Annotated in this window: 21 protein-coding genes; 13 read left to right on the plus strand and 8 right to left on the minus strand. The window is 34.3% G+C overall.

The annotated features are described in order from the left end of the window. Nucleotides 1-85: 85 nt before the first annotated feature. The 3 genes from ES724_RS03795 to ES724_RS03805 all read left to right on the plus strand — a co-directional run bounded on the left by ES724_RS03795 (nt 86) and on the right by ES724_RS03805 (nt 3,750). Nucleotides 86-1,069 (plus strand): sugar phosphate isomerase/epimerase family protein, encoded by a 984-nt coding sequence (locus ES724_RS03795; RefSeq protein WP_146929760.1) that lies wholly within the window; start codon nt 86-88, stop codon nt 1,067-1,069. A gap of 240 nt (nt 1,070-1,309) precedes the next feature. Continuing rightward, the gene (locus ES724_RS03800; protein WP_146929763.1) at nt 1,310-2,788 is read left to right on the plus strand and encodes a Gfo/Idh/MocA family protein; all 1,479 of its coding nucleotides are present in this window, start codon (nt 1,310-1,312) and stop codon (nt 2,786-2,788) included. 128 nt (nt 2,789-2,916) lie between these two features. After that, nucleotides 2,917-3,750, plus strand: a complete 834-nt coding sequence (locus ES724_RS03805; protein WP_146929766.1) for a 3-keto-disaccharide hydrolase — start codon at nt 2,917-2,919, stop codon at nt 3,748-3,750. Between the two features lie 169 nt (nt 3,751-3,919). On the opposite strand, the gene ES724_RS03810 is transcribed toward ES724_RS03805, so the two are convergent. After that, on the minus strand, nt 3,920-4,888 hold the full coding sequence (locus ES724_RS03810; protein WP_146929769.1) for an App1 family protein: 969 nt from the start codon (nt 4,886-4,888) through the stop codon (nt 3,920-3,922). Nucleotides 4,889-4,951: 63 nt separating this feature from the next. On the opposite strand from ES724_RS03810, the gene ES724_RS03815 reads away from it, so the two are divergent. From ES724_RS03815 to ES724_RS03835, 5 genes are all read left to right on the plus strand, one after another. Continuing rightward, nucleotides 4,952-5,845, plus strand: a complete 894-nt coding sequence (locus ES724_RS03815; RefSeq protein WP_146929772.1) for a diacylglycerol/lipid kinase family protein — start codon at nt 4,952-4,954, stop codon at nt 5,843-5,845. A gap of 30 nt (nt 5,846-5,875) precedes the next feature. Beyond that, nucleotides 5,876-7,093, plus strand: a complete 1,218-nt coding sequence (locus tag ES724_RS03820) for a bifunctional alpha/beta hydrolase/OsmC family protein (RefSeq protein WP_146929775.1) — start codon at nt 5,876-5,878, stop codon at nt 7,091-7,093. A gap of 121 nt (nt 7,094-7,214) precedes the next feature. Continuing rightward, on the plus strand, nt 7,215-7,796 hold the full coding sequence (locus tag ES724_RS03825) for a superoxide dismutase family protein (RefSeq protein WP_146929777.1): 582 nt from the start codon (nt 7,215-7,217) through the stop codon (nt 7,794-7,796). 95 nt (nt 7,797-7,891) lie between these two features. Beyond that, nucleotides 7,892-8,422, plus strand: a complete 531-nt coding sequence (locus ES724_RS03830) for an RNA polymerase sigma factor (protein WP_146929780.1) — start codon at nt 7,892-7,894, stop codon at nt 8,420-8,422. Further along, nucleotides 8,422-9,213 carry an anti-sigma factor gene (locus ES724_RS03835; protein WP_146929783.1) on the plus strand — a complete coding sequence of 264 codons (792 nt, stop codon included), beginning with the start codon at nt 8,422-8,424 and terminating at the stop codon, nt 9,211-9,213. Before ES724_RS03830 ends, ES724_RS03835 begins: the two co-directional genes overlap by 1 nt. 587 nt (nt 9,214-9,800) lie before the next feature. On the opposite strand, the gene ES724_RS03840 is transcribed toward ES724_RS03835, so the two are convergent. Genes ES724_RS03840 through ES724_RS03850 form a run of 3 tightly spaced genes read right to left on the minus strand, consistent with a single transcriptional unit; the run spans nt 9,801 to nt 12,197 of the window. After that, entirely contained in the window at nt 9,801-10,556 is a 756-nt protein-coding gene (locus ES724_RS03840; protein WP_146929786.1) for a LytR/AlgR family response regulator transcription factor, read from the minus strand. Nucleotides 10,557-10,572: 16 nt separating this feature from the next. Next, a complete protein-coding gene (locus ES724_RS03845; RefSeq protein ID WP_146929788.1) occupies nt 10,573-10,866 on the minus strand; it encodes a 2TM domain-containing protein in 294 nt (97 codons plus the stop codon). 2 nt (nt 10,867-10,868) lie between these two features. After that, on the minus strand, nt 10,869-12,197 hold the full coding sequence (locus ES724_RS03850; protein WP_146929791.1) for a 2TM domain-containing protein: 1,329 nt from the start codon (nt 12,195-12,197) through the stop codon (nt 10,869-10,871). 207 nt (nt 12,198-12,404) lie between these two features. On the opposite strand from ES724_RS03850, the gene ES724_RS03855 reads away from it, so the two are divergent. After that, nucleotides 12,405-12,839, plus strand: coding sequence for a hemerythrin domain-containing protein (locus ES724_RS03855; protein WP_146929794.1), 435 nt, complete (start codon nt 12,405-12,407; stop codon nt 12,837-12,839). Between the two features lie 114 nt (nt 12,840-12,953). Here ES724_RS03855 and ES724_RS03860 read toward each other — a convergent pair whose 3' ends face one another. Next, nucleotides 12,954-14,258, minus strand: a complete 1,305-nt coding sequence (locus ES724_RS03860; protein ID WP_146929797.1) for an NAD(P)/FAD-dependent oxidoreductase — start codon at nt 14,256-14,258, stop codon at nt 12,954-12,956. Nucleotides 14,259-14,443: 185 nt separating this feature from the next. Here ES724_RS03860 and ES724_RS03865 point away from each other — a divergent pair, with 185 nt between their 5' ends. The 3 genes from ES724_RS03865 to ES724_RS03875 all read left to right on the plus strand — a co-directional run bounded on the left by ES724_RS03865 (nt 14,444) and on the right by ES724_RS03875 (nt 16,895). Next, nucleotides 14,444-14,938 (plus strand): RNA polymerase sigma factor, encoded by a 495-nt coding sequence (locus ES724_RS03865; RefSeq protein ID WP_146929800.1) that lies wholly within the window; start codon nt 14,444-14,446, stop codon nt 14,936-14,938. A 3-nt stretch (nt 14,939-14,941) separates the two neighbouring features. Beyond that, entirely contained in the window at nt 14,942-15,577 is a 636-nt protein-coding gene (locus ES724_RS03870; protein ID WP_146929803.1) for a hypothetical protein, read from the plus strand. Nucleotides 15,578-15,974: 397 nt separating this feature from the next. Next, nucleotides 15,975-16,895, plus strand: coding sequence for a sterol desaturase family protein (locus ES724_RS03875; protein ID WP_146929806.1), 921 nt, complete (start codon nt 15,975-15,977; stop codon nt 16,893-16,895). Nucleotides 16,896-16,975: 80 nt separating this feature from the next. On the opposite strand, the gene ES724_RS03880 is transcribed toward ES724_RS03875, so the two are convergent. Further along, entirely contained in the window at nt 16,976-17,779 is an 804-nt protein-coding gene (locus tag ES724_RS03880) for a lysophospholipid acyltransferase family protein (protein ID WP_026838213.1), read from the minus strand. Nucleotides 17,780-17,841: 62 nt separating this feature from the next. Continuing rightward, nucleotides 17,842-18,483 (minus strand): NUDIX hydrolase, encoded by a 642-nt coding sequence (locus tag ES724_RS03885; RefSeq protein WP_146929809.1) that lies wholly within the window; start codon nt 18,481-18,483, stop codon nt 17,842-17,844. Here ES724_RS03885 and ES724_RS03890 point away from each other — a divergent pair. Then, nucleotides 18,482-19,222, plus strand: a complete 741-nt coding sequence (locus ES724_RS03890; RefSeq protein ID WP_170249845.1) for a peptidylprolyl isomerase — start codon at nt 18,482-18,484, stop codon at nt 19,220-19,222. The genes ES724_RS03885 and ES724_RS03890 overlap by 2 nt on opposite strands. Nucleotides 19,223-19,633: 411 nt before the next feature. Here ES724_RS03890 and ES724_RS03895 read toward each other — a convergent pair whose 3' ends face one another. Next, nucleotides 19,634-22,198, minus strand: coding sequence for a glycoside hydrolase family 3 protein (locus ES724_RS03895; RefSeq protein WP_146929812.1), 2,565 nt, complete (start codon nt 22,196-22,198; stop codon nt 19,634-19,636). Nucleotides 22,199-22,635 lie beyond the last annotated feature (437 nt).

The raw sequence follows: 22,635 nt of genomic DNA on the forward strand, positions 1-22,635 counted from the left end.
GTTTATTTTTTTACATCTTTGAAGAAGGTATACTTTTAAGATTCTTAAAGTTACTACCAAAATAAAAACCTTTAAACAAAAATTCATGACACGAAAATCCCTTAAGATTACTCATTTATTTGTACTTGCTTTATTTTTTATGGCAAGTTTGGTCTCATGTAAAAATAATCATGAAGCAAAGGAAACTATTGAAACTAACCTGAGCCAAACCGAGAATCAGGAATTGTTTTTCAAAATTTCCCTAGCCCAATGGTCCCTTAGCAAACCAATTATTGAAGGTGAAATGGATCCTATGAATTTTGCTCAAAAAGCCCATGAGATGGGATTCTCCGGTATTGAATATGTTAGCGGACTTTATGCTTCAAAAGTTGAAGAGATGGGCCTTCAAACTGTTTTGGATACTTTAAAAGCCAGAAGTGAACGATATAATGTTGAAAATGTTTTGATTATGATAGATGGTGAGGGAGATCTTGCCGTTTCAGATAAAGCAGAGCGAAACAAGGCTGTTGAAAATCATAAAAAATGGGTGGATGCCGCTCAGTTTTTAGACAGTCATTCTATAAGAGTAAATCTTTTTGGAAGCAATGATGCAGAAATATGGAAAAGCAATTCAATTGATGGTCTTAAAAAATTAGGAGAATATGCCTCAACCAAAGGCATAAATGTTTTGGTAGAAAACCACGGCTATTTATCCTCCAATGCCAAACTTCTTGTTGAGGTGATGGAAGGCGTGAACCTCTCAAATGTTGGAACCCTTCCAGACTTTGGAAATTTTTGCCTGAAACGTGAAGGCGGGGAACGCTGGGATGCTAAATGCACAGAAGAATATCCAAGATACCAAGGAATTGAAGAAATGATGCCTTTTGCAAAAGCCGTAAGCGCAAAATCTTATAGTTTTAACGAAGAAGGTCAGGAAACAAGCATGGATTTTCAAAAAATTCTTAAAATCGTAAAAGATGCTGGCTATAAAGGCTATATAGGTGTAGAGTATGAAGGCCAGGGACTTACAGCGGAAGAAGGAATAATTGCAACAAAAAAACTTTTAATCGCTGAAGGAAGCAAATTGTAATTGTTATAAACAATAACATATTAAAATGAGTCTTTTTCAATCCACTAATGAAGCACAGTTAATTTATAAATATAATTTACTGATTATTTGCCAAAAATAATAAACTTCTGATTTCGCAGTCATTTTCCAGTTTTTTTTCTAATTTCATTAATTATATGACCATGTTTTATATATAGTCCAAAATTAAACCACCAATTTCAACCAACTTTTTCAAACATCAAAAATTTAAAAGCTATTATTATGGAGAAAAACAAAAAAGAAACGAATAATCTTTCCAGGAGGAAATTCATTGCCAATACAGCTATGACCGCCGCCGGAGTTATGATTGTTCCTAGGCACGTACTTGGTGGTGTAGGTTTTACAGCCCCCAGTGACACTCTTAATATAGCTGGTATTGGTGTTGGAGGTATGGGAAGGGCAAACCTGACAAATATAACCGGACAAAATATCGTTGCACTATGTGATGTTGATTGGGATTATTCAGCAAAAACTTTTAATGATTATCCCAATGCAAAAAAATACCTAGATTACCGTAGGATGCTTGAAGAAATGGACAAGGATATAGATGCAGTAGTAATTGCAACTCCAGACCATACCCACGCACTTACTGCTGGTGCCAGCATGAGCATGGGTAAACATGTATATCTTCAGAAACCGCTTACCCATTCAATTTATGAATCCAGATATTTAACCGGAATGGCAGAACAAACCGGGGTTGCAACCCAAATGGGAAATCAAGGTCATTCAAATGAAGGAACAAGATTATTCGCAGAATGGATTCAGAATGGTGAAATTGGGGATCCAATTGAAGCACATGCCTGGACAAATCGTCCTATATGGCCTCAAGGTTTGGAAAGACCTGAAGAGCAACCAGCAGTTCCTTCTACTTTAGACTGGGATCTATTTCTTGGACCGGCTAAAAGCAGACCTTATCACCCAGCATACACACCTTGGAATTGGAGAGCCTGGTGGGATTTTGGAACAGGAGCATTAGGGGATATGGGATGCCATCTTATGGATCCAGTATATTTAGCACTTAATCTTGGTCATCCTACGGCATTTGAGGGAAGTTCTTCACAAGTAAATACAGAGAGCGCTCCTATCGCAGGAATGGTAACCTATTATTTCCCTGAAAGAGCGAGTCTAGATAAAGTAAAAATGCCTGCACTTAAATTCAATTGGTATGATGGCGGTTTGTTGCCTGAAAGGCCTGCAGGAATGGAACCCGGTAAAATTATGGGTGACGGTGGCGGAGGCGCCATGGTTGTTGGTACCAAAGGAACCATTATATGTAGTACTTACGGTCGTGATCCTTATATTATAGGAAGGGAAAACAATCCTCCACAAGTTAAAAAAGTAATTCCACGCGTAGAACTTAGTCATGAAATGGATTGGGTACGAGCTTGTAAAGAACCTAAAGCAAGCCGCGTAGAAGCAAGTTCCAACTTCGCTTATGCAGGGCCTTTCAATGAAGTAGTTGTAATGGGTAATCTCGCCATTAGGTTGCAGGGTCTTAAGAAAAAACTAGATTGGGATGGTGAAAATATGAAGATTACAAATATTGGAGAGAATGAGGAAGTCAAAATTGTGACTACAGATAAGTTTACAGTTATTAATGGTGATCCAAAATTTGATACTCAGTATGAAACTATAAATGCAAAACAGGCTTCAGAAGATTATATAAAACACAATTATAGAGAAGGCTGGAAATTATCTTAATCTTTTATAGAATCAAGAACCTCGGGGCAAGCCCACGAGGTATGAATTGAAAAATACTTTTAAAAATTCGAGGCAAGCCTCGGGGAATTGAACCCTCAATGAGGGATTAAATTTAACCAAAACAGAAAATGAAAAACAATATTTTGATATCAAAGTTTATAAAGACAATTTATTCATTACCAATTGTACTAATCTTTATAGGATCCATTTTTACTTCTTGTGGTGATAAAAAGAAGGATTCTGAAGAAAATCAAGAGGTCGAGGTCGCAGAAGTTGATGTCCCTGCAAAAGTGAACGAACTTTCCCAAGAGGAAAAAGACGAAGGCTGGAAGCTATTATTTGACGGAAAAACTACTGAAGGTTGGAGGGGATATAACAAAGATTCGTTTCCTTCTCAAGGTTGGGTGGTCGAAGATGGTGCTATAAAAGTACAGGGAACTGGTTCCGGTGAAGCTGGTGGTCCTGGCGATATCATTTATGATGAGCAATTTAAGGATTTTGAACTGACACTTGAGTGGAAAGTATCTGAAGGTGGAAACAGCGGTATTTTTTATTTGGCACAGGAAATAGAAGGTGAACCTATTTATACCTCAGCGCCAGAAATGCAAATTCTTGACAATGATAAACATCCTGATGCAAGGTTAGGAACAGATGGGAATCGCCAAGCAGGGTCTTTATACGATCTTATTCCTGCTAAACCTCAAAACGCGAAGCCTGTGGGTGAATGGAATAAAATTTCTATTCTTGTTTACCGTGGTACAGTTGTGCACAACCAAAATGGCGAAAATGTAGTAGAATATCATTTATGGACTGACAAATGGAAGGAAATGGTAAAAAACAGCAAATTCAAGGATTGGGAAAACTTTCTGAATGCAGGTGGTGAAGATAAACAAGGCTTTATTGGGTTGCAGGATCATGGAGACGATGTGTGGTTTAGAAATATAAAAATTAAAAAATTGTAATAAATCATTTTATAAAACCACAAAAGCTGTATTAGATATCTATCTTTTACAGCTTTTTTTTATGAATTTTTTAATGATTTTCCGAAAAAAAATATTGTTATTTTATGCTATTAAATTATAGAAATAGCAGATTTAGAAATAATTATTATATTCATTTTGAATCTTTTTCCTAAACTATTCCAATTCTTTTAGAATGTTCAATTGCTTTTTCGCTGTTAATAAAGTAACAGGTGCTTACCCCCATATCATTAATGTTATCTAAAACAGTTGCAATGGTTTCCTTTTTAACTTTGTTGGTTTTACGTATGTATACCGCTTTCACATTTAATGGAAATATTTTGCAGATACGCTCATAGATATATGGGTCTTTTTGAGAATCGTCCCCAATAAGCACATATTTAAGGTTTGGATAAAATGAGATGATATCCTTTATCTTTTCGAATTTATGATCGTGTCCCCCACGCCCGGTCATTAGAAAATCTGAAATTCCTGTTTTGATCTTCTTCAATTTTATTACCGCCTTGGGCAGCTCATGCCTTTTAGCAAATTCATTAATAAAATCGTACAAGTTCCATTCGCTACTAGAGACGTAAAAAAAGGAGTTGAAAGCTTGTTCATTATCTTGGCCATAAGAACTTAATGCTTTATAATGCGGCACCACGTCTTCAAATATTTTTCTCTTATTAATGTTCTTAAGTAACATTACATAAAGTTTCTTGAAAAAATTACCGCTATAAGAAATAAGGAAAGTATCATCAATATCAGATATTATCCCATATTTACTTTCGAAGGGTTTCAGGATTTCTCCGGTATCCACAATACCAAAGCCATTGAATTCACAGGATACCTGATACTCATGCCAGCCACCTTGCAATTCTTGATTGAAAGGGATATTAAATCTAAAATATCCATCATCCAATGTTTTTGTTTGCACGTGCAAACCTTGAAATTCTAGAGTCACCCGAATATTGGGAATTGGTTTAATATTAAACATATGGATAATAGACATCGCATGTTTAATTCCGCGTCTATCTATTCGGTATTTGTCTGGAGCCCAAGACTTAAAGACATGACCAAAAACTACCAGCTCTTGCTCGTTTAAATATCCACGATATAATTTTAAATCAATTTTTGTCAATTGAGAGTTTATTAACGAAAGAATACTTCCAAAATAGTTAATTTTAGCAACAATCTACAGTGCATGGAACCAAAAAACAAAATTTTACTAGTTGTTAATCCAATTTCTGGAAGTTTTGACAAAGCTAATCTCATTAAAACAGTTGAAACACAACTAGCTAATATAAATATAAACATTCAAGTTTATGAAACTCAAGGTGAAGAAGATAAAATTGCAATTAGCAACTTAATAAAAGAACATAAGCCAGAGCGCATATTAGTGGCTGGTGGGGATGGAACTATACAGCTAGTAGCAAAAGTTCTCAAAGATTTTGATCTTGTTCTTGGCATCTTACCTGCAGGTTCTGCAAATGGTTTTGCAATTAACCTTGATCTACCATATGATCTAAATGAGCAAATTAAAATTGCTGTCGGCTCTAAAATCTTTACCGTAGATACTCTAGAGCTAAATGGAGAAATGTGCTTACATATTTCAGACTTGGGTATAAATGCAGAGCTCATTAGACATTATGAGCATTCTAACTTTAGAGGGATGTTTGGGTATTTCCTCCAATCTTTTCCAACATTGTTTAAGTCTAATTATCCTTATAAGTTCATTATTGAAGCTAATAATTATAAATATGTAAAAAAAGGAGTGCTCTTAGCTATTGCCAATGCAAATAAATTTGGAACAGGAGCTAATATAAATCCGCATGGGAAATTGAATGATGGAAAATTTGAAGTTCTTATCTTTAAAAAACTAAGTCTATTTCAAATAATAAAGACCTTATTTAAAAACACCAAAATGGATTCCAATTTCGTGGAAGCCATCTCTACAGAAGAAGCTATAATTACATGTAAAAAACCCATAGCATTTCAGATTGATGGAGAATTTATTGGAAAGAGAAAGGAAGTTAAAGTAAAAGTTTCAGACAAAAAGTTAAAAATTGCTGTGTCGGAACATTTTAATCCCGCTTAAATTTAAAACTAATTCTAAAAAAATATTAATATGAGCACTTCAAAAATTACATTTAAAAACAAAGAAGGCATAGACCTAAAAGGGAGTATAGAGTTGCCTGAAAATAGAACACCTCATAATTTTGTTTTATTTGCACATTGTTTTACTTGTAATAAAAATTTTTTAGCCGTAAAAAATATAAGTGAGGCCTTAACTGCAAAAGGATTTGGTATCCTGAGATTCGATTTTACGGGATTAGGAGAAAGTGATGGGGAATTTGCAGATTCTAATTTTTCTGGAAACGTAGAAGATCTTGTTTCTGCTTCTAGTTATCTAGAAGATAATTACAGAGCTCCTTCCTTATTAATTGGCCATTCGCTTGGTGGCGCAGCGGTACTGTTTGCCTCAACTTTATTAGATTCGGTAACTGCAGTTGCAACCATTGGAGCACCTTCTCATATTGGACATGTAAAAAATCTATTGAAAAATGATGTCGATGATATTCAGAAAAATGGAATCGCAGAAGTAAATATTGGAGGCAGAAACTTCAATATAAAAAAGCAATTTTTAGATGATCTAGAAAACAATGATCTTCCAGACATTATTTCAAAATTAGAGAAATCCCTATTAATTCTTCACTCTCCCCAAGATACTATCGTAGGAATTAATAATGCCGAAGAAATTTATCTTGCTGCCAGACATCCTAAAAGTTTTATCTCTCTTGATGGAGCAGATCATTTATTATCCAATAAAATAGATTCAAATTATGTGGGTGATGTTATTGGAACATGGGCAAATAGATATCTTGATATTCCTGTGGAAACTGAATTAAAGTCCAATTTAAATGTCGTTGCACATTTAGGTCCAGAAGGTTTTACTACACAAATAAAAGCTGGAAGACACAATCTAATAGCCGATGAACCTGAACATTTAGGAGGGAATAATTTTGGACCTAATCCTTACGAATATGTATCTGCTGGATTAGCCGCATGTACTTCTATGACCATACAGATGTATGCTAAACGAAAAGGTTGGGTGGTAGATTTTGTAGAAACACAAGTTATTTATGGAAGAGAGCATGCCATTGATTGTGAAAAATGTGAAGAAGAAGGTACTAAAATAGACACTTTTAAACGGGAACTTATAATTAAAGGAGATTTAGATGAAAAACAACGCAAGCGATTATTAGAGATCGCTAATAAATGTCCTGTTCATAAAACACTACATTCGGAAACACAAATTATTACAAGCTTAGTAGATCAAAAATAACTAGTTGAAAATTCCTATTTGGAAAGAAATTATCTGTGTTAAGCAATCCTTAAATCTTTGGAGATTCCTTATTATACAAGTAATTTAGATGAACTCAATGTAAAACCAATCTATATTAATTATGAAACGTATTAGTTTAACACTTCTATTTTGTGCATCCCTTTTAATTATTGGATGTAAAAATGACAAAAAAGATAATGATGAAAATAAAACTTCCGACACTGAAATGACTCAGGAAAAAGAAGTTGAAGTGAAAAAAGTAAAAATTACTTTAGAACCAAAAAGTGATAGTAAACTATCTGGGAATGTTGTTTTCACCCAAGAAAACGGGGAAGTAACTATGACTGCGGTTATCGATGGTTTAGCTGAAGGTATGCATGCAATTCATATTCATGAAAGTGCAGATTGTTCTACAAATGATGGATCTTCTGCAGGAGGACACTGGAATCCAACTTTTGAACAACACGGGAAATGGGGTGATGCCTCAGGATATCATAAAGGAGATATAGGGAATTTCAAAGTTGATGGTAATGGAAATGGAACTATCACTATGACTACAGATAAATGGTGTATTGGTTGTGATGATGATGCTAAGAACATTATTGGAAAAGCAGTAATAGTACATGATGGAGTAGACGATTTCACTTCTCAACCATCTGGTGCAGCCGGGACTAGAGTTGGATGTGGTACTATTAAAATGTAATGATTTTTTTAAGATATTATAATAAAAGCAACCTTCGGGTTGCTTTTTCTATTTTAAGAGAATAATTTTCTATTTTTAAGCACAATTTCAATCCTATGCAACAAGATAAGTTAATTGAAGAGCTTCAAGCTGGCAACCAAAAAGCCTTTGAGCGCATTTATGAACTTTATTCACACAGTACCTATGGTATCATATATAGTATAATAAAAGACACCTCTGTTTCAGAAGAAATACTGCAGGATGTTTTTATTAAAATATGGAATAATGCTTCGAGCTACAACCCCGATAAAGGCCGATTTTTTACGTGGGTCCTTAATATTGCAAGGAATGCTTCTATAGATAAAATTAGATCCAAGGATTTTAAAAATAAAAAGCTAAACCTTAAGAGTGATAATTTCGTAGATATATTAGAGTCTAAAACTAACTTTTTCGGAACAATCGATGCTATTGGCCTACAAAAATACATTGATGCTCTGGGAGCGACCTGTAAAAGCTTAATAGACTTGCTGTTCTTTAAAGGCTATACTCAAAAGGAAACCGCAGAAGAACTTCAAATGCCCTTGGGAACAGTAAAGACAAAGAACAAGGTATGTATTGACAAATTACGATCTAAAGTATTACAATAATGGATATTAATAATTATATATCATCTGGTATTCTTGAGCTATATGTATATGGTGCGCTTTCTGAAACAGAGAGTAGAGAGGTTACCCGAATTTTAAAACAATACCCCGAAATTGAATCTGAAGTAGATGAAATTGAAGAAGCGCTTATTCATCTATCCGCTGCGGTAGCGCCAGCAGATGCCGAGAATTTAATACAGGCTATCAAGCAAAAACTTTCCCATAATCCAAAAATGGTAACAATGGAAAGTCGCAGATCTAATATCCCTATGTATATTGGATGGGCTGCCAGTTTGCTGTTCTTAATTGGGTTGTTTTTAATGTTCAATAAGAACCAAGAACTTAGAACAGATCTTCAAGCTTTACAAGCAGAGAAAGCACAAATGGAAACTCAAATTGCTGAAGCTAGATCTGATGCGGATAAATCTAAAGATCTTCTATCTGTAATAAGAGATAAGGATATTATAAAAGTTCCTTTAGCTGGGCAAGCCGTTGCTCCAGATGCCTACGCAGCTGCGTATTGGGATAAGAATACAAACATCACCTATATAGATGTGAAAGATCTGCCAGAACCACCAAGAGGAATGGTATATCAAGTATGGTCTTTACAATTAGAACCATTAACGCCTACAAGTATTGGTATTTTAGATACTTATGAAGAAGACGAAAATAAAATATTCGCTTTGAAGAATATGAATCCTTCTGAAGCATTTGGTATTACATTAGAACCTGCTGGTGGAAGTAAAACACCAACCATGGAGCAATTGTATACTTTGGGAGTTGTATCTTCTTAAATACATCTCTCTTACTAAATAAATTATCACCTTTAAGGTCACAAAATGTCGTGATCTTAAAGGTGATTTTCTTTATTGCAAATTAGTATTGTCCGGTAAAAAAATTCAGGATTTCGGTGAGGTTAGAAGTAACGTGGATTAAGACTGTTTTCAATGTTTAGGAGCTTGCTAGTGGAACACAGAATTATTTTTTCCTTTTTTAAAAATTTGTACAGATTAAAATATTGATTTTCAATTAGTTGAAATGAAGTCTTACGTCTTGAATCTAGCAGCGCAGCGATCTTATATCTTTTGTCGGACGACAATGATTGCAAATATTTACATACCGGTATAAATGCAAAGAGTCTGCTCCGTTAAGAAACAAACTCTTCACTAACCAACCAAAAAAATCAAAAAGAATTATTCTGCGAGCAGAATTTAAAATGTAGTAGGGTCACCAATATTTTATTTTAAAGGCAATTCAAATGAATTATTAGCAAAATTACATTCGTTAAGCTACCCGCAACAACTCTCTTGTATTATACTTACGAGAATAAATAAGCTACGGTTTTAATTTTTGTGATAATTAACATTTGGTTAGTGAAAAATCATCCCAACCATTCCTTAAAGAGTTTCACTCGTTCCCTACTTACAATTAACTGATGCTTATTAAAACAATCCAGTTTTACTTCTAAACGTAAATTGGAATAACTTATAATATCTTTGATAGCATTAAGGTTTACGATAAATTTCCTGCTAATCTTAAAGAATTTCTCGGGGTCTAGATCTTTCTCTAATTTTTCTAAGCTAAGATCTAATAAATAACTTCTATCAGAATTTGTGTGTAAGTAAGTACCCTTATTTTCTGAATAAAAACAACAAACATCATTTACTTCAAAAATCTTTAAGTGTTGTCCTACCTGAATAGTAAATCTTTTTTTATATTCCCTTTGGTTAGATCGCTGAAACATTTTATGAATGTCTTCTGCTTTTATATAGCCAGAATCTTTCTCAACTCTATTAGAACGAAATTTATCTACTGCCTCCTTCAACTCTTCATCATCTATTGGTTTCAATAAATAATCTACACTATTCAATTTGAAGGCTTTCAGCGCATATTCATCATAAGCAGTAGTAAATATAATGGCGCTTTTAATTTCAACATTCTCGAAGATCTCAAAAGACAAACCATCACTTAGTTGAATATCTAAAAAAATAAGTTCTGGATGCTCATTGTTCTTAAACCATTCTACAGCTTCAGTTACACTATGTAACATACTTACAACTTCCAGATCTAAACCATTCAGCATCCTGTTAAGTCTTCTCGCAGACGGTTTTTCGTCTTCTATAATTACTGCTTGCATTCAACTAATTTTAGTACTATTCCCATCTTTGTTTGTCCTCTTCCTTCATAAAAGATTTTATCTTTCTTTCTTCCCAATCTTTGTTGAACATAGGATTTATCTGATACGCTTTTAATGCGTCAAATATCAACCCTATCCCCCATCCGCCGAGAACCCATAAAAACCAAGGATTTTCCCATTGATTGGAATAGTAATTCACTCCTGCAAGAAGGATGTTAATTACAATATAGCTAAGAAGATGGTTGTAGAATTTTTTCAATTCTTCTACTCGCTCTTTTGCTCTTTGATAATTATTCTCTGAATTTTTCATCTTTAATATTTATTACGTTCCATAAATTCTTTAATTTTCTTATCCTCCCAATCCTTCCCAAGTAAAGGATTATAGCCAAATACTTCCATGCCATGAAAAAGCACCCCTATCCCCCACCCAATTGCAGGAAAGAAAACCCAAGGAAAATCACTTGTAAGCAAATTAAAAATTGCTAAGGCTGGAATAATTACACAATAAGAAGTTAAGTTACCATAGAAACCTTTTAGTTTTGCAACTTTTTCTTTTGCATTTAAGTAGCTTTTATTTTTATCCCATTCTATTTCTCTTTCCATAACACTTGTTTTTTTAGTTAGTAATGGCAATCTTACTTCGAAAAAATTTTCAGATTTATTTATTTGCACCTTTCTATTAGTTAACAGACCATACCTTTGCTGAATATTGAACAAGCCAACCTTACTGCCTTTTTCTAATATATCTTTTTTCTGAAGGTTGTTTTTTACCACCAATTCATCCTTATCTTCAAAAATCTCTATGTGTAAAGGCTGTTGCGGAGATACTTTGTTGTGCTTAACTGCATTTTCCAGTAATAATTGAAGCGATAGAGGAACTACTTTAGCTTCCGCTAAATTTAGCTTTAATGGAATAATACAATTAATCCCGTCTTCAAATCTCATTTTGAGGAGAGTTATATAAGTTTTCGCGAATTTTATTTCTTCAGAAAGTTCCACCAGATCTTTATTCTTTTGCTCCAGTACATACCTATATGTTTTGGATAAAGAAGTGGTGAATTTTTGAGCAGCACTTGGATTTTCTTCGATTAGAGAAGTCAGAACATTTAAACTATTAAATAGAAAGTGTGGATCTAATTGATTCTTCAACGCATCAAATTTTGCTGAAGCAGTTCCGGCAATTATTTTTTGTTCAGCAACTCTACCCTCCTGTAAAGCTTTGTAAAAATAAAATAGGTGAAAACTAAGAGAAACAATAGCAGTAAAAAGTAATGGAAATAAATAATTTCCTATACGCTCTTTTGCTAAAAATTCATCTAAACTATATATCTTCTCAAAATAAACTATGTGTATCATTCGACATATAAAAAAAGTCATTATGGTCAAGACTATACTCCCAGTAACCCCAATTACAACTCTTTGCACTCCCTTTCCTTCCCAATTAATTCTTTTATTCATAACATGAAAGAAAAGACCATTTACGCTAGTAAGAACAAAACTGTAGAAAAAGTAAATCCCAAAATTAGAGAAGCTCAACAGACCTTCTAAAGAAGTGGACTTACTAAATATAATATCTATGAAGATTATTATAACAGTGATTATTACACTTATCTTAATTAGTCTGTAAATTAACTTATACATCGTTATGTTATTATCTTTTATCACAATTCAAATATCTTTAATAGTATGCTTAGCATAAATATTTATGAACCGAACTGTGAAAATTTTAGGTTGAACTGTATAAAATCTTATCGAGACCTTAATTCATAGCGCTATTATTTTGTCTTTTAAATAATTCTTAACACTTTAATTTATATCTTCAATATCTAAAACAATCTAACCTAAATTATGAATATTTTTGAAGCTTTACGTCAGGAACATGAAATCCAAAGAGATCTGGTAAAAAAACTTGTATCCACTCACGGAGATACTCAGGAAAGAAAGAAAATTTATGAGCAATTAAAACACGAGTTGAAGATACATGCAGATGCAGAAGAAAGACATTTTTATGTCCCCTTAATACAAAAAGATCTTACTCAAGAAAAAGCCAGACATAGTGTTGCAGAACACCACGAAATGGATGAGCTAATGGAACAACTGGATGATACAGAAATGAGTGCTTCTAATTGGTTAAAAATAGCAAAAGATCTTGAACATAAGGTTACCCACCACCTGGATGAAGAAGAGCATGAAGTTTTCCAGATGGCCGGAAAAGCACTTACAGAGAAACAAAAGATCTCATTAGCGTCAGATTATAACAAAGAGATCACGAAAACTAGATAATTTCGAAATTTTTACTAAAATATAAATCCGCTTCAGTTCAAATTGAAGCGGATTTTCTATTTGTATCAAGATCCAAAGATTCTTGGCAAACTGAAATTTCTTCAGAAATAAAGATTATAAGGCTTTATCTGATTTAGATTGCTTTTGATTTTCTTTAAAAGGTCTAATAATTAATCTGGCCGCCTTATCATAATTCACATAATTGTAAACCCAGTTAAAAAAAGTAACCAATCTGTTTCTAAAACCAATTAGAAACCAAAGGTGCACAAACATCCATATAAACCAGGCAAAGAATCCTCCAAAATTGAACTTTCCGAGATCTACTACTGCTCTATTTCTTCCAACCGTAGCCATTGTGCCTTTATCGAAATAATCAAAAGGTTCGAGACTTTTATTATCTAAAATATTACGAATGTTTTTAGCAAGGTGCTTTCCTTGTTGAATAGCAGGCTGGGCAACCATTGGATGTCCTTTTGGATACTCTTCACTTTCCATGACAGCAATATCTCCAATCGCAAAAATAGTATCGTAGCCTTTAATTTGGTTAAAACGATTTACTTCGTACCTATTCGCTTTTTCTATAAGAGCTGATGCATTTAAGCCTTGCACAGGAGCACCTGTAACACCTGCACTCCAAATAAATGTATGAGTTTCAAAATTTTTAGATGTATTAGTAAGAACAAGATCCCCATCATAAGATTTTACCTGTGTATTTAAATGAAGTTGTACACCTAATTCTTCAAGAAATTTAGCTGCTTTTCTTGAAGAACTCTCACTCATGGGTGGTAATACTCTATCCATTCCTTCTACGAGATGAATTTCCATTTCCGAAGGATCAAGATCTGGATAATCTTTAGCAACTATATGATTTCTTAATTCTGCAATTGCTCCACTTAGCTCTACCCCTGTAGGACCAGCGCCGGCAATCACAAAATTTAAAAGTGCTTTTCTTTCTTTAGGATCTTTAGTAATTACTGCCTGTTCTAAATTCTCTAAAATAAGACTTCTTATGTTCAAGGCATGCGGAACAGTTTTCATCCACATTCCATTTCGCTCTATAGTATCGTTCCCGAAGAAATTAGTTCTAGAACCAGTGGCAATCACCAGATAGTCATAAGTAAGTTCTCCAATATTAGATTCAATTATTTTTTTATCAGGATCTATTTTAGTGACTTCAGCCATTCTAAAATAACCACGGTCGCTGTCTCTAATTATTTTTCTTAAGGGATAGGCTATAGAATCTGGTTCTAATCCAGATGTTGATACTTGGTATAAAAGAGGCTGGAAAGTATGATAATTATGCTTGTCTATTAATATAGTTTGAACCTTTAGTTTAAGTAACTTTTTAGCTAAGGAAATTCCTCCAAATCCTCCTCCTATAATTGCAACACGTGGTAAATTGGTCTTAGGTATATTCATTTTTCAAACTATTATTTATTTTATTGTATAAATATATAATAAGGTAAACTATTATTCACCAATTTATATATCTTCGAAAATAAGAATAATTTAGCTTTTATATAAAAAGCAAGCAGTTTAGATTTTACCCTACTAGATGTAACACTGTACAGTATTCAAAGACTAACAATTTGTAAATAGTATCTGTGGAGAAAGAATTAGAACATCAGTTTGTAACAAATCTGGAGAGAGACCAGAACATTGTTCACAAAATCTGTAGGATTTATACCAATGACCAGGCTTCCCATAACGATCTATTTCAAGAAATAACGATTCAACTCTGGAAGGCATATCCAAAATTTAGAGGAGATGCAAAATTTAGTACGTGGATGTATCGGGTGGCTTTGAACACCGCCATCACTTTATATCGTAAGAAAAAACGTGGAATTCAGACTCAAGACTACGATTCTGTACAATTTAGAATTAAAGTAGATGAATATGATGATGAAACCGAGCAACGTTTGTCACTAATGTACAATGCAGTAAAAGAATTAAATGATATAGATAAAGCCTTAGTATTTCTATATCTAGAAGACAAAAATTATAAAGAAATCTCTGAAACAATGGGTATTAGTGAGGTGAATGCACGAGTGAAGATGAATAGAGTGAAAACTAAATTAAAAAAAATATTAAATCCGTAAAGTATGGATGAATTAGATTTATTAAAAAGGGACTGGAACAAGCAGCAAGGGAATTATCCTAAGCTAACCTATGCTCAGATCTATAAAATGATATGGAAGCGTTCCCATTCTATAGTTAAATGGATATTCTATATAAGTTTAATAGAATTATTAGCTGGTACTATTATAAATATAATTTTCTCTGGAGATAAATATTGGGAAGATATAGAAAAGAACAATTTAGAAGAGATTATTACCATATTATATATTGTAAGCTATGCAATCACCTTCTACTTTATCTTTAGGTTTTATCAAAATTACAGAAGGATCTCTACAACAGATGATGCTGCTACTTTAATGAAAAATATTTTAAAGACAAGAAAAACGGTTAAATTCTATATTGGATATGTGCTTATATCTACAGCATTAACGGTAGTTGGTATGTTTGGATACATGATAATAAAACATAGCAACAAAGATGTAGAATCTATCTCCAAATATGCCTTTGATACAGTAGATTGGCTAAAATTTATTGGAGTTAGTGTACTTGTCCTTAGCATACTATTAGGTGTTATATGGCTATTTTATAGGTTACTCTATGGGATTTTACTTAAAAGACTGAAGAAAAATTATGTAGAATTAAAGAAGTTAGAAATGTAATCCAGATTTTAGATAATAGAATTGAGATCAGATCAATTTTGAATTGTTAATGTTCTTGACTTTTGTTTCCAGTCATTTATTTTATCTCAAATTTTTATGCTCTGATCCTTTTATTTAAAACCTAAATATAATTTCCTATTTAGCCTAAACTTTTTTTTAACATCAATTCAAGATAAAAATATTCCTTTTTTTCTAACTTAATAGCTCTCGGGATTGTAAATTAAGCCTAGATATTTATTATCTTACCATTCTAGATTTTGGAACTTATTTCTATCTCGCTATTGTTCCATATAGACTTTCGAATTAATGTTTTGAACCTTTTTTTAAAAAAAAACCTTTAAAATACGTTATTTTTGCAAAAATTAGTTTTACACTCCACTATTAAAAAATTATATAAATGGAATTTACTAATCCTCTAATTTATGGGGTGCCGGCTTTCTTAGGACTTATTCTATTAGAACTAACCTACAGTAAAACCCATAACAACAAAGACCTATATAAATGGAAAGATCTTTTTTCAAGCCTTTCTATGGGTATTGGATCTGCGGTAATAGCGGCATTTATAAAAATCGTTACTATCATTCTTTTATTCGAATTTGTATATGAATTGTTTAACCCGATTGTTGAAGGGGTAAGGACAAATATTATGGGGTGGGAATCCTTTGGGTATGCATGGTATGTTTGGATCTTATGTATGTTATTAGACGATTTTAGCTATTATTGGTTTCATCGGCAAAATCATATGGTACGGTTTTTTTGGGCAGCCCATATCGTGCATCATTCCTCAGATAACTTCAATCTTGGAACAGCGGTTCGTAATGGCTGGTTCACAATTCTCTACAAACCTTTTTTTTACGTGTGGATAGTCATAATAGGTTTTTCCCCTGAAATGGTGGTAGTGTGTCTTGGAATTGAAGCCTTATGGCAATTCCAGTTACACACTAAATATGTTCCTAAAATGGGAATTATAGAAAAGTTTCTCAATACCCATACCATGCACCAAGTGCATCATTCGAAGAACCTGGAATATATGGATAAAAATCATGGAGGTATTTTAAATGTTTTTGACAGAATTTTTGGTACATGGAAAGAGCTGGATCCTTCAATTGATATAGAATATGGGGTTTCTACTCCACCTGAATCCTATAATTTATGGGTGATCCTAACCCACGAATACAAAAATATTTGGGAGGACACCAAAAAAACTAAAAACTGGAAACATAAATTCATGTATGTTTTTGGACCTCCTGGTTGGAGCCACGATGGGAGTACCAAAACGGTTAAAGAGATTCGGAAAGAACTAAAAATGGATACTTAACTTTTTGAATCTCGTTTCCTTGAAGTTGTAAATTTAAAAATTATGAATCTTGAATTTGAATCTTGAGTCTTGAATCTGATTTAATACTCCCACTTCCTTTCCTCATTCAGTTTCTCCATATCGTCAATTTCTTCCTGTGGAATAACCTTTAAAAATGACGAATGTTGCTCTATTGCATATTCTAATTTTTCAACTATATCTTCTATAGAATCATTTTCATAATCAAATTCTAAAGCGGGTTTTATCTGAAAACTTTGAAGAATCCCTCTTTTCTTAAGTCGAATCCCTTTTTTATCAAAAGATCTTCTAAATCCGTCTATAACAATAGGAATTACTATAGGTTTATGCTGTTTGATAATGTAAGCAGTTCCTTTTCTAATTGGTTTAAAAGGTTTGGTTGTACCTTGAGGAAAAGTGATCACCCATCCGTCCTTTAAAGCGATTCCAATATTATCTGTATCTTCTTTATTTACTTCTCGTTTTACATCTTTTCCCTTAGATCGCCAGGTTCTCTCTACTGTTATAGCTCCTGCATAAGCCATAATTCTTGTGAGCAATCCTGCCTGCATGGTTTCTTTGGCGGCTACATAATACAAATTCAATTTTGGTTGCCATAAGTATCCCACATTCTTAATATTATCTACTCTCCCACTTAAACTAGCATTAAAAACATGGAACATAGCTGTAACATCAGCGAAATAGGTCTGATGATTAGAAACAAAAAGAACCTTAGTATCTGGAAGATTTTTAATGATCTCGGAGCCTTCAATATTCAATTCATTAAATCCTCTATAGCGCCTATGGGATAAAACGCCAAAAATACGAATTAGCCATTTTTTTATAAATAGATAATGTCCAAATGGATTTTTTGTAAATAAGCCCATGTAGTATTATTGATCTTGAATTGTTAATATTATCTTAAAGAAGTCAAAGATACTAATAAACTTTAGAGAGCTAACTTCATTAAATCTTTTAATTCACTTAGCATCATCGCAGTTGCACCCCATACTACATGCCCATTCAAAGAAAATGCAGGGACTTCAATATTTTTAGCATAAGAAGTGGTTAATTCCTTAGAGATCAAATTTCTTTCATCCATAAAATCTTCCAAGTCTATTTCCAATATTTTTTCCACTTCAGATTCCTGCGGAATAAGCTTAGGGGTTCTATCTATAAGACCTACATATGGATGCACCCAAAAATTGCTTGGAGGAATATATAATTTGGTTAATTTTTTTACAACCCTCACCTCAGATTGTGGAATCCCAACTTCTTCTTCAGTTTCCCTTAAAGCCGTATACTTTAAATTTTTATCGAAATTTTCTACGCGACCCCCAGGAAATCCAACCTGATTGGAATGAACACCTTTATAGGTCTTTCTTAAAATTAATACTAAATGGGTAATTTCTTTTTTATTAGGATAAAATAGCGCCATAACCCCCGCTTTATTGGGTTTTTTAGCTTTTATATCTATATTTGACAATTCATTTATTCGCAATATCGGAGCCAATTTATACTGCGCCTCCACGCCTGGAAGTTCTAAATTCTTTAAATTTGAAATTTTATATGTAAATTCAGTAAAATTCATGACTCGACAAATTTCTATCCTTTTCGCTTTTCTTATTCTTTTATTTGCAAGTTGTGAAGATACACAAAAATCAAAGATCAATAATACAAAAGCTCCTTCAACCAATACCCCTATTAAGGTAAAGGACTCTACAGAAGATAAAATTGATACCTCCAAAAAAAAGAAAGATAAATTATATCTTCATGATGAACCCATGCTTGTCCAAGAAAAACTAATTCCTTTTTTAACTGAATACGGGAAGAAAAATCCTGAAAACAAGTTTAGAATTAGTACCAGCTTTGGTGATATTGATGTCTTGCTTTATAATGACACCCCATTACACAGGGCAAACATGATCTTATTAATTAAAGAAGGATATTTTAATGGTACTTTTTTTCATAGAGTTGCCGATGGTTTTGTAATCCAAGGAGGAAATTCCGACAATAAAGAAACCAGTATTAAAAGAAATAACATGGGCTCCTATTTGATTCCAAGTGAATTCGACGCCGGTCATAAACATAGTCGGGGGGCATTTTCAGCGGCTAAGTATGCAGAACAAAATGTGAGTAAAGCTTCTTCCCCTTTTGAGTTCTTTATTGTTCAAAGCGAACGTGGAGCCCATCACTTAGATAACGATCATACAGTTTATGGAAGAGTAATAAAAGGAATGGAGGTTGTAGATGAAATTGCTAAGCAACCTATTGGAGAAGGAGAATGGCCATTAATCAATATTCCTATGACAGTGGAGATCATAAAATAAAATTTGGTTGTAGCTTTTTTTTATCCAAGTGAATAGTTTTTAACTATTTCATAAGAGATGGTTTTCATCATTCTAAGATCTTTGAAATGTAGTAAATTGATCTGCTTTAAAGTCTTATAATGAAATGTTTGACCAGTGTTTAAAGATTAAAGTGACAATAAAAGTAAAAAAAAGGTAAGTTTATTATTATCTATCGCATTTCTATTTTATCTAAGTTATTCTCCAAATTAGGCTCTAAATGCAGTGACACCTAGTAATCTCCTTTATTACCAAATCTTGATAAATAAAATCTCTTGTTGCATAGTACCTTTTATTTTTCAACCTATTTTGTTTATGTTTCTAACAAATTATGGTTTGAAAAGTGTTAACTAGACGCCTTGGCTCTTCCGTTCTAAATGAAACGAAAAGGTACTACTTGCCGTTACATCCAGGCTTAGCATCCATATCTGGTTCTAAGCGAATGTTACTAAGTCCAATATCTACGCCTTCATCAGCCGTCACCATGAATGCATTGTTAACTTTACTCATATCGACACCAAGATCAGCAAAGCAACTTAGGCTTATCCTATATTCTCGCCACTCATTAGCGGCGATATCTATATTTACAGTTTTATTACAAGTCGCACCTTGATTACACATGCCAATTTTGACAGTCGCGGACTTGGCGTTAAAGGATTTTGCGGAGAAGGTCAGTTCCATCGCGCCATTCGTTTGACGACTCATATTACTCGGCGAAGCCGCACTTAAAATTAATTGGTCATAATCTGGTAGCGTCCAATTAATGCGTAATGCATCTTCTTGTGCGGTGTGGTCAGTTTTGCTAACAATCAGGCCTCCTACAGAGGTTGGAAAGCTGCCGATTTGTTTGTTCAAATCTCCTGTTTTTAGCCATAAATTCCACGGCGCGATAGATGCACCTTTGCTAAAAAAAACACCTGTTGAAACTACTTCAATATTTTTTAAACCAGCGTCTTCTGAAAGTTGGTCAACGACCACATCGTCCTCATAAGTGAGCCCATAACCTAACTCAAACAACTTTGTAGACTCTCGTGCTGCCAGATCTGCTGACACTACTGCGCTGTTTGGCCAAGAGAAAGACAGGCGACCAGTAAAGTCATATGACGGGTCTTTTTGAAATAATATGTCTGAGACACCACCACCTTCGCTGCCTGGTAACCATGCAGCGACAAATGCGTCTGATCTATTTATTTCAGGATTGATCCACATTGGGCGGCCCGATAGAAAAACCGATATCACAGGAATTCCTTTACTGCTAAATTTTTCAAGTATGTTGGTGTCAAAACCGTTTGGAACAAATTCCAGATTTTCTAGGTCCCCTTGGAACTCCGCGTATGGGTCTTCACCGTATATTGCAATCACCACGTCAGCTGTTTCGTTTGAGTCGCCATTGGGTGAAAAGATTACTTTGCCGCCAGCGGTGTTAACGGCTTCCCTGATACCTTCAAGTATGGACTGGCTATTCGGAAATTCATCGTTTGTATGTCCTGTACCTTGCCATGAAAGAGTCCAACCACCGCTGGTTTTAGCAATATTATCTGCCCCGTCACCAATTACCATAATCGTTTTAGTTGCATCTAATGGCAAAACTCCACCGTTATTCTTGAGTAAAACCATTGACTCCCGTACTGCTTGCCGCGCAATGGCTCTATTTTTGGGAAGGCCCAAAAGGCTTTCATCTCCTGCATTTTTACGCGTGCTTGGAGCCCCTTTGCTAAATATACCGGATGCAATTTTTACTCGGAGGATACGTCGCACCGCATCGTCTAAGCGAGTCATTGGGATAATGCCATTCTTCACATGCTTTAAGGTACTTTCATATAAGCCTTTCCAACTATCGGGAGCCATATACATATCGAGGCCTGCGTTTAAAGACTGTGGGCAATCAGTATTCGTACAACCGGGAACTTGACCGTGACCGTTCCAATCTCCAATAACAAAACCATTAAAACCCAGTCTACCTTTCAAAACATCCGTCAACAGTTCTTTATCACCATGCAGTTTTCTGCCTTCCCAGCTAGAGAAAGAGGCCATCACAGTTTGCACACCTGCAGGTATAGCGCTGTAGTATCCTGCAGCATGCACCTCTCGTAATTCTTTTTCGCTAATCTTGGCGTCGCCTTGATCGATCCCATTTTCTGTGGCTCCGTCACCTAAAAAGTGTTTTGCACTAGATATGACGCGGCCATCACCCATAAAATCTGGATCTCCAATATGACCTTGTAGCCCATAGACAATTCGGTCTGCGTACGATTTAACGATTTCTGGATCTTCAGAAAACCCTTCATAGCTTCTGCCCCAACGTAAGTCTTGTGGTATCGCTAAGGTTGGTGCAAAAGTCCAATCGTGACCAGATACTGTGAGTTCGTGAGCGGTCACTGCTGCAATTTTTTCGATTAGATCTGGGTTGCGCATAGCGCCAAGTCCAATGTTATGTGGAAAGACAATTGCGCCGCGCAGATTGGTGTGACCATGTACCGCATCAATTCCCCATATATATGGGATAGCTACCTCAACACCTTCGGGGTCAATTGAGGCGTTATAATATTTATCAGCCATTGCCAACCATGTTTTGGCATTTGCGTAGGGCAGCGGTCCCGGTGCTGAATTGCCGCCGCTGAGTATAGACCCTAATCGATATTTTTTCAACTCCTCTGGAGTGATGGATGCATTGTCTGCTTGAATAACCTGACCTACTTTTTGTTCCAAAGTTAGTTTAGGCAATAGTTCATCTATTTGTGCTTCTATAGCTGGATCTAATGGTAGCGGTTTAATAATTGGCCAATCTTCAGGGTTAACTTTATTTGCTGGTGTTAATTGAACTACCACCGTTTTTTTATCTGCATCTATTCCATTAGCTGATTCTACAGAAGTTTTTAGTGGAGTGCAGCCTACAATAAGAATAGAGATAACGCATACGAGTGAAATGAATGATAAAAAAGACTTGATAGCATGCATAGTGAAGAGTTTTTAAGTAGTATTGAAATATAGTAGATAGTTATAAAGATTGTTAGTTTACGGCATAAGTTAACATATTTCTTTATCTAATTATGAATTCTAGAGCCAGAAACATCATATTTCGTTCTTTATTAATGGATTGTTGACCACTTTCGATATTTGCAATGATGCAAACTTAAAACCATGGATATATCTTTGATAGATCAGTTTAGAATACAGTAGAACTGTTTTCTTCTTACGCCTACATACTTTTCTTTACATGAAAAGTGTAAACCTATCTCTAAATGTGACACATTTGCTAAAACTGGATTTAAGCTGTTTCATTATCTATATGTGCTATTTATACCCAAACTCAAGATTAGGGGAAATGATGACGTGACAATTTCAAAGAAGAAAATAGATTATTGGTCTCAAAACGGATTTATATATATTAATAG

The sequence above is a fragment of the Gillisia hiemivivida genome (genome assembly GCF_007997295.1).
Taxonomy (GTDB): Bacteria; Bacteroidota; Bacteroidia; order Flavobacteriales; family Flavobacteriaceae; genus Gillisia; species Gillisia hiemivivida.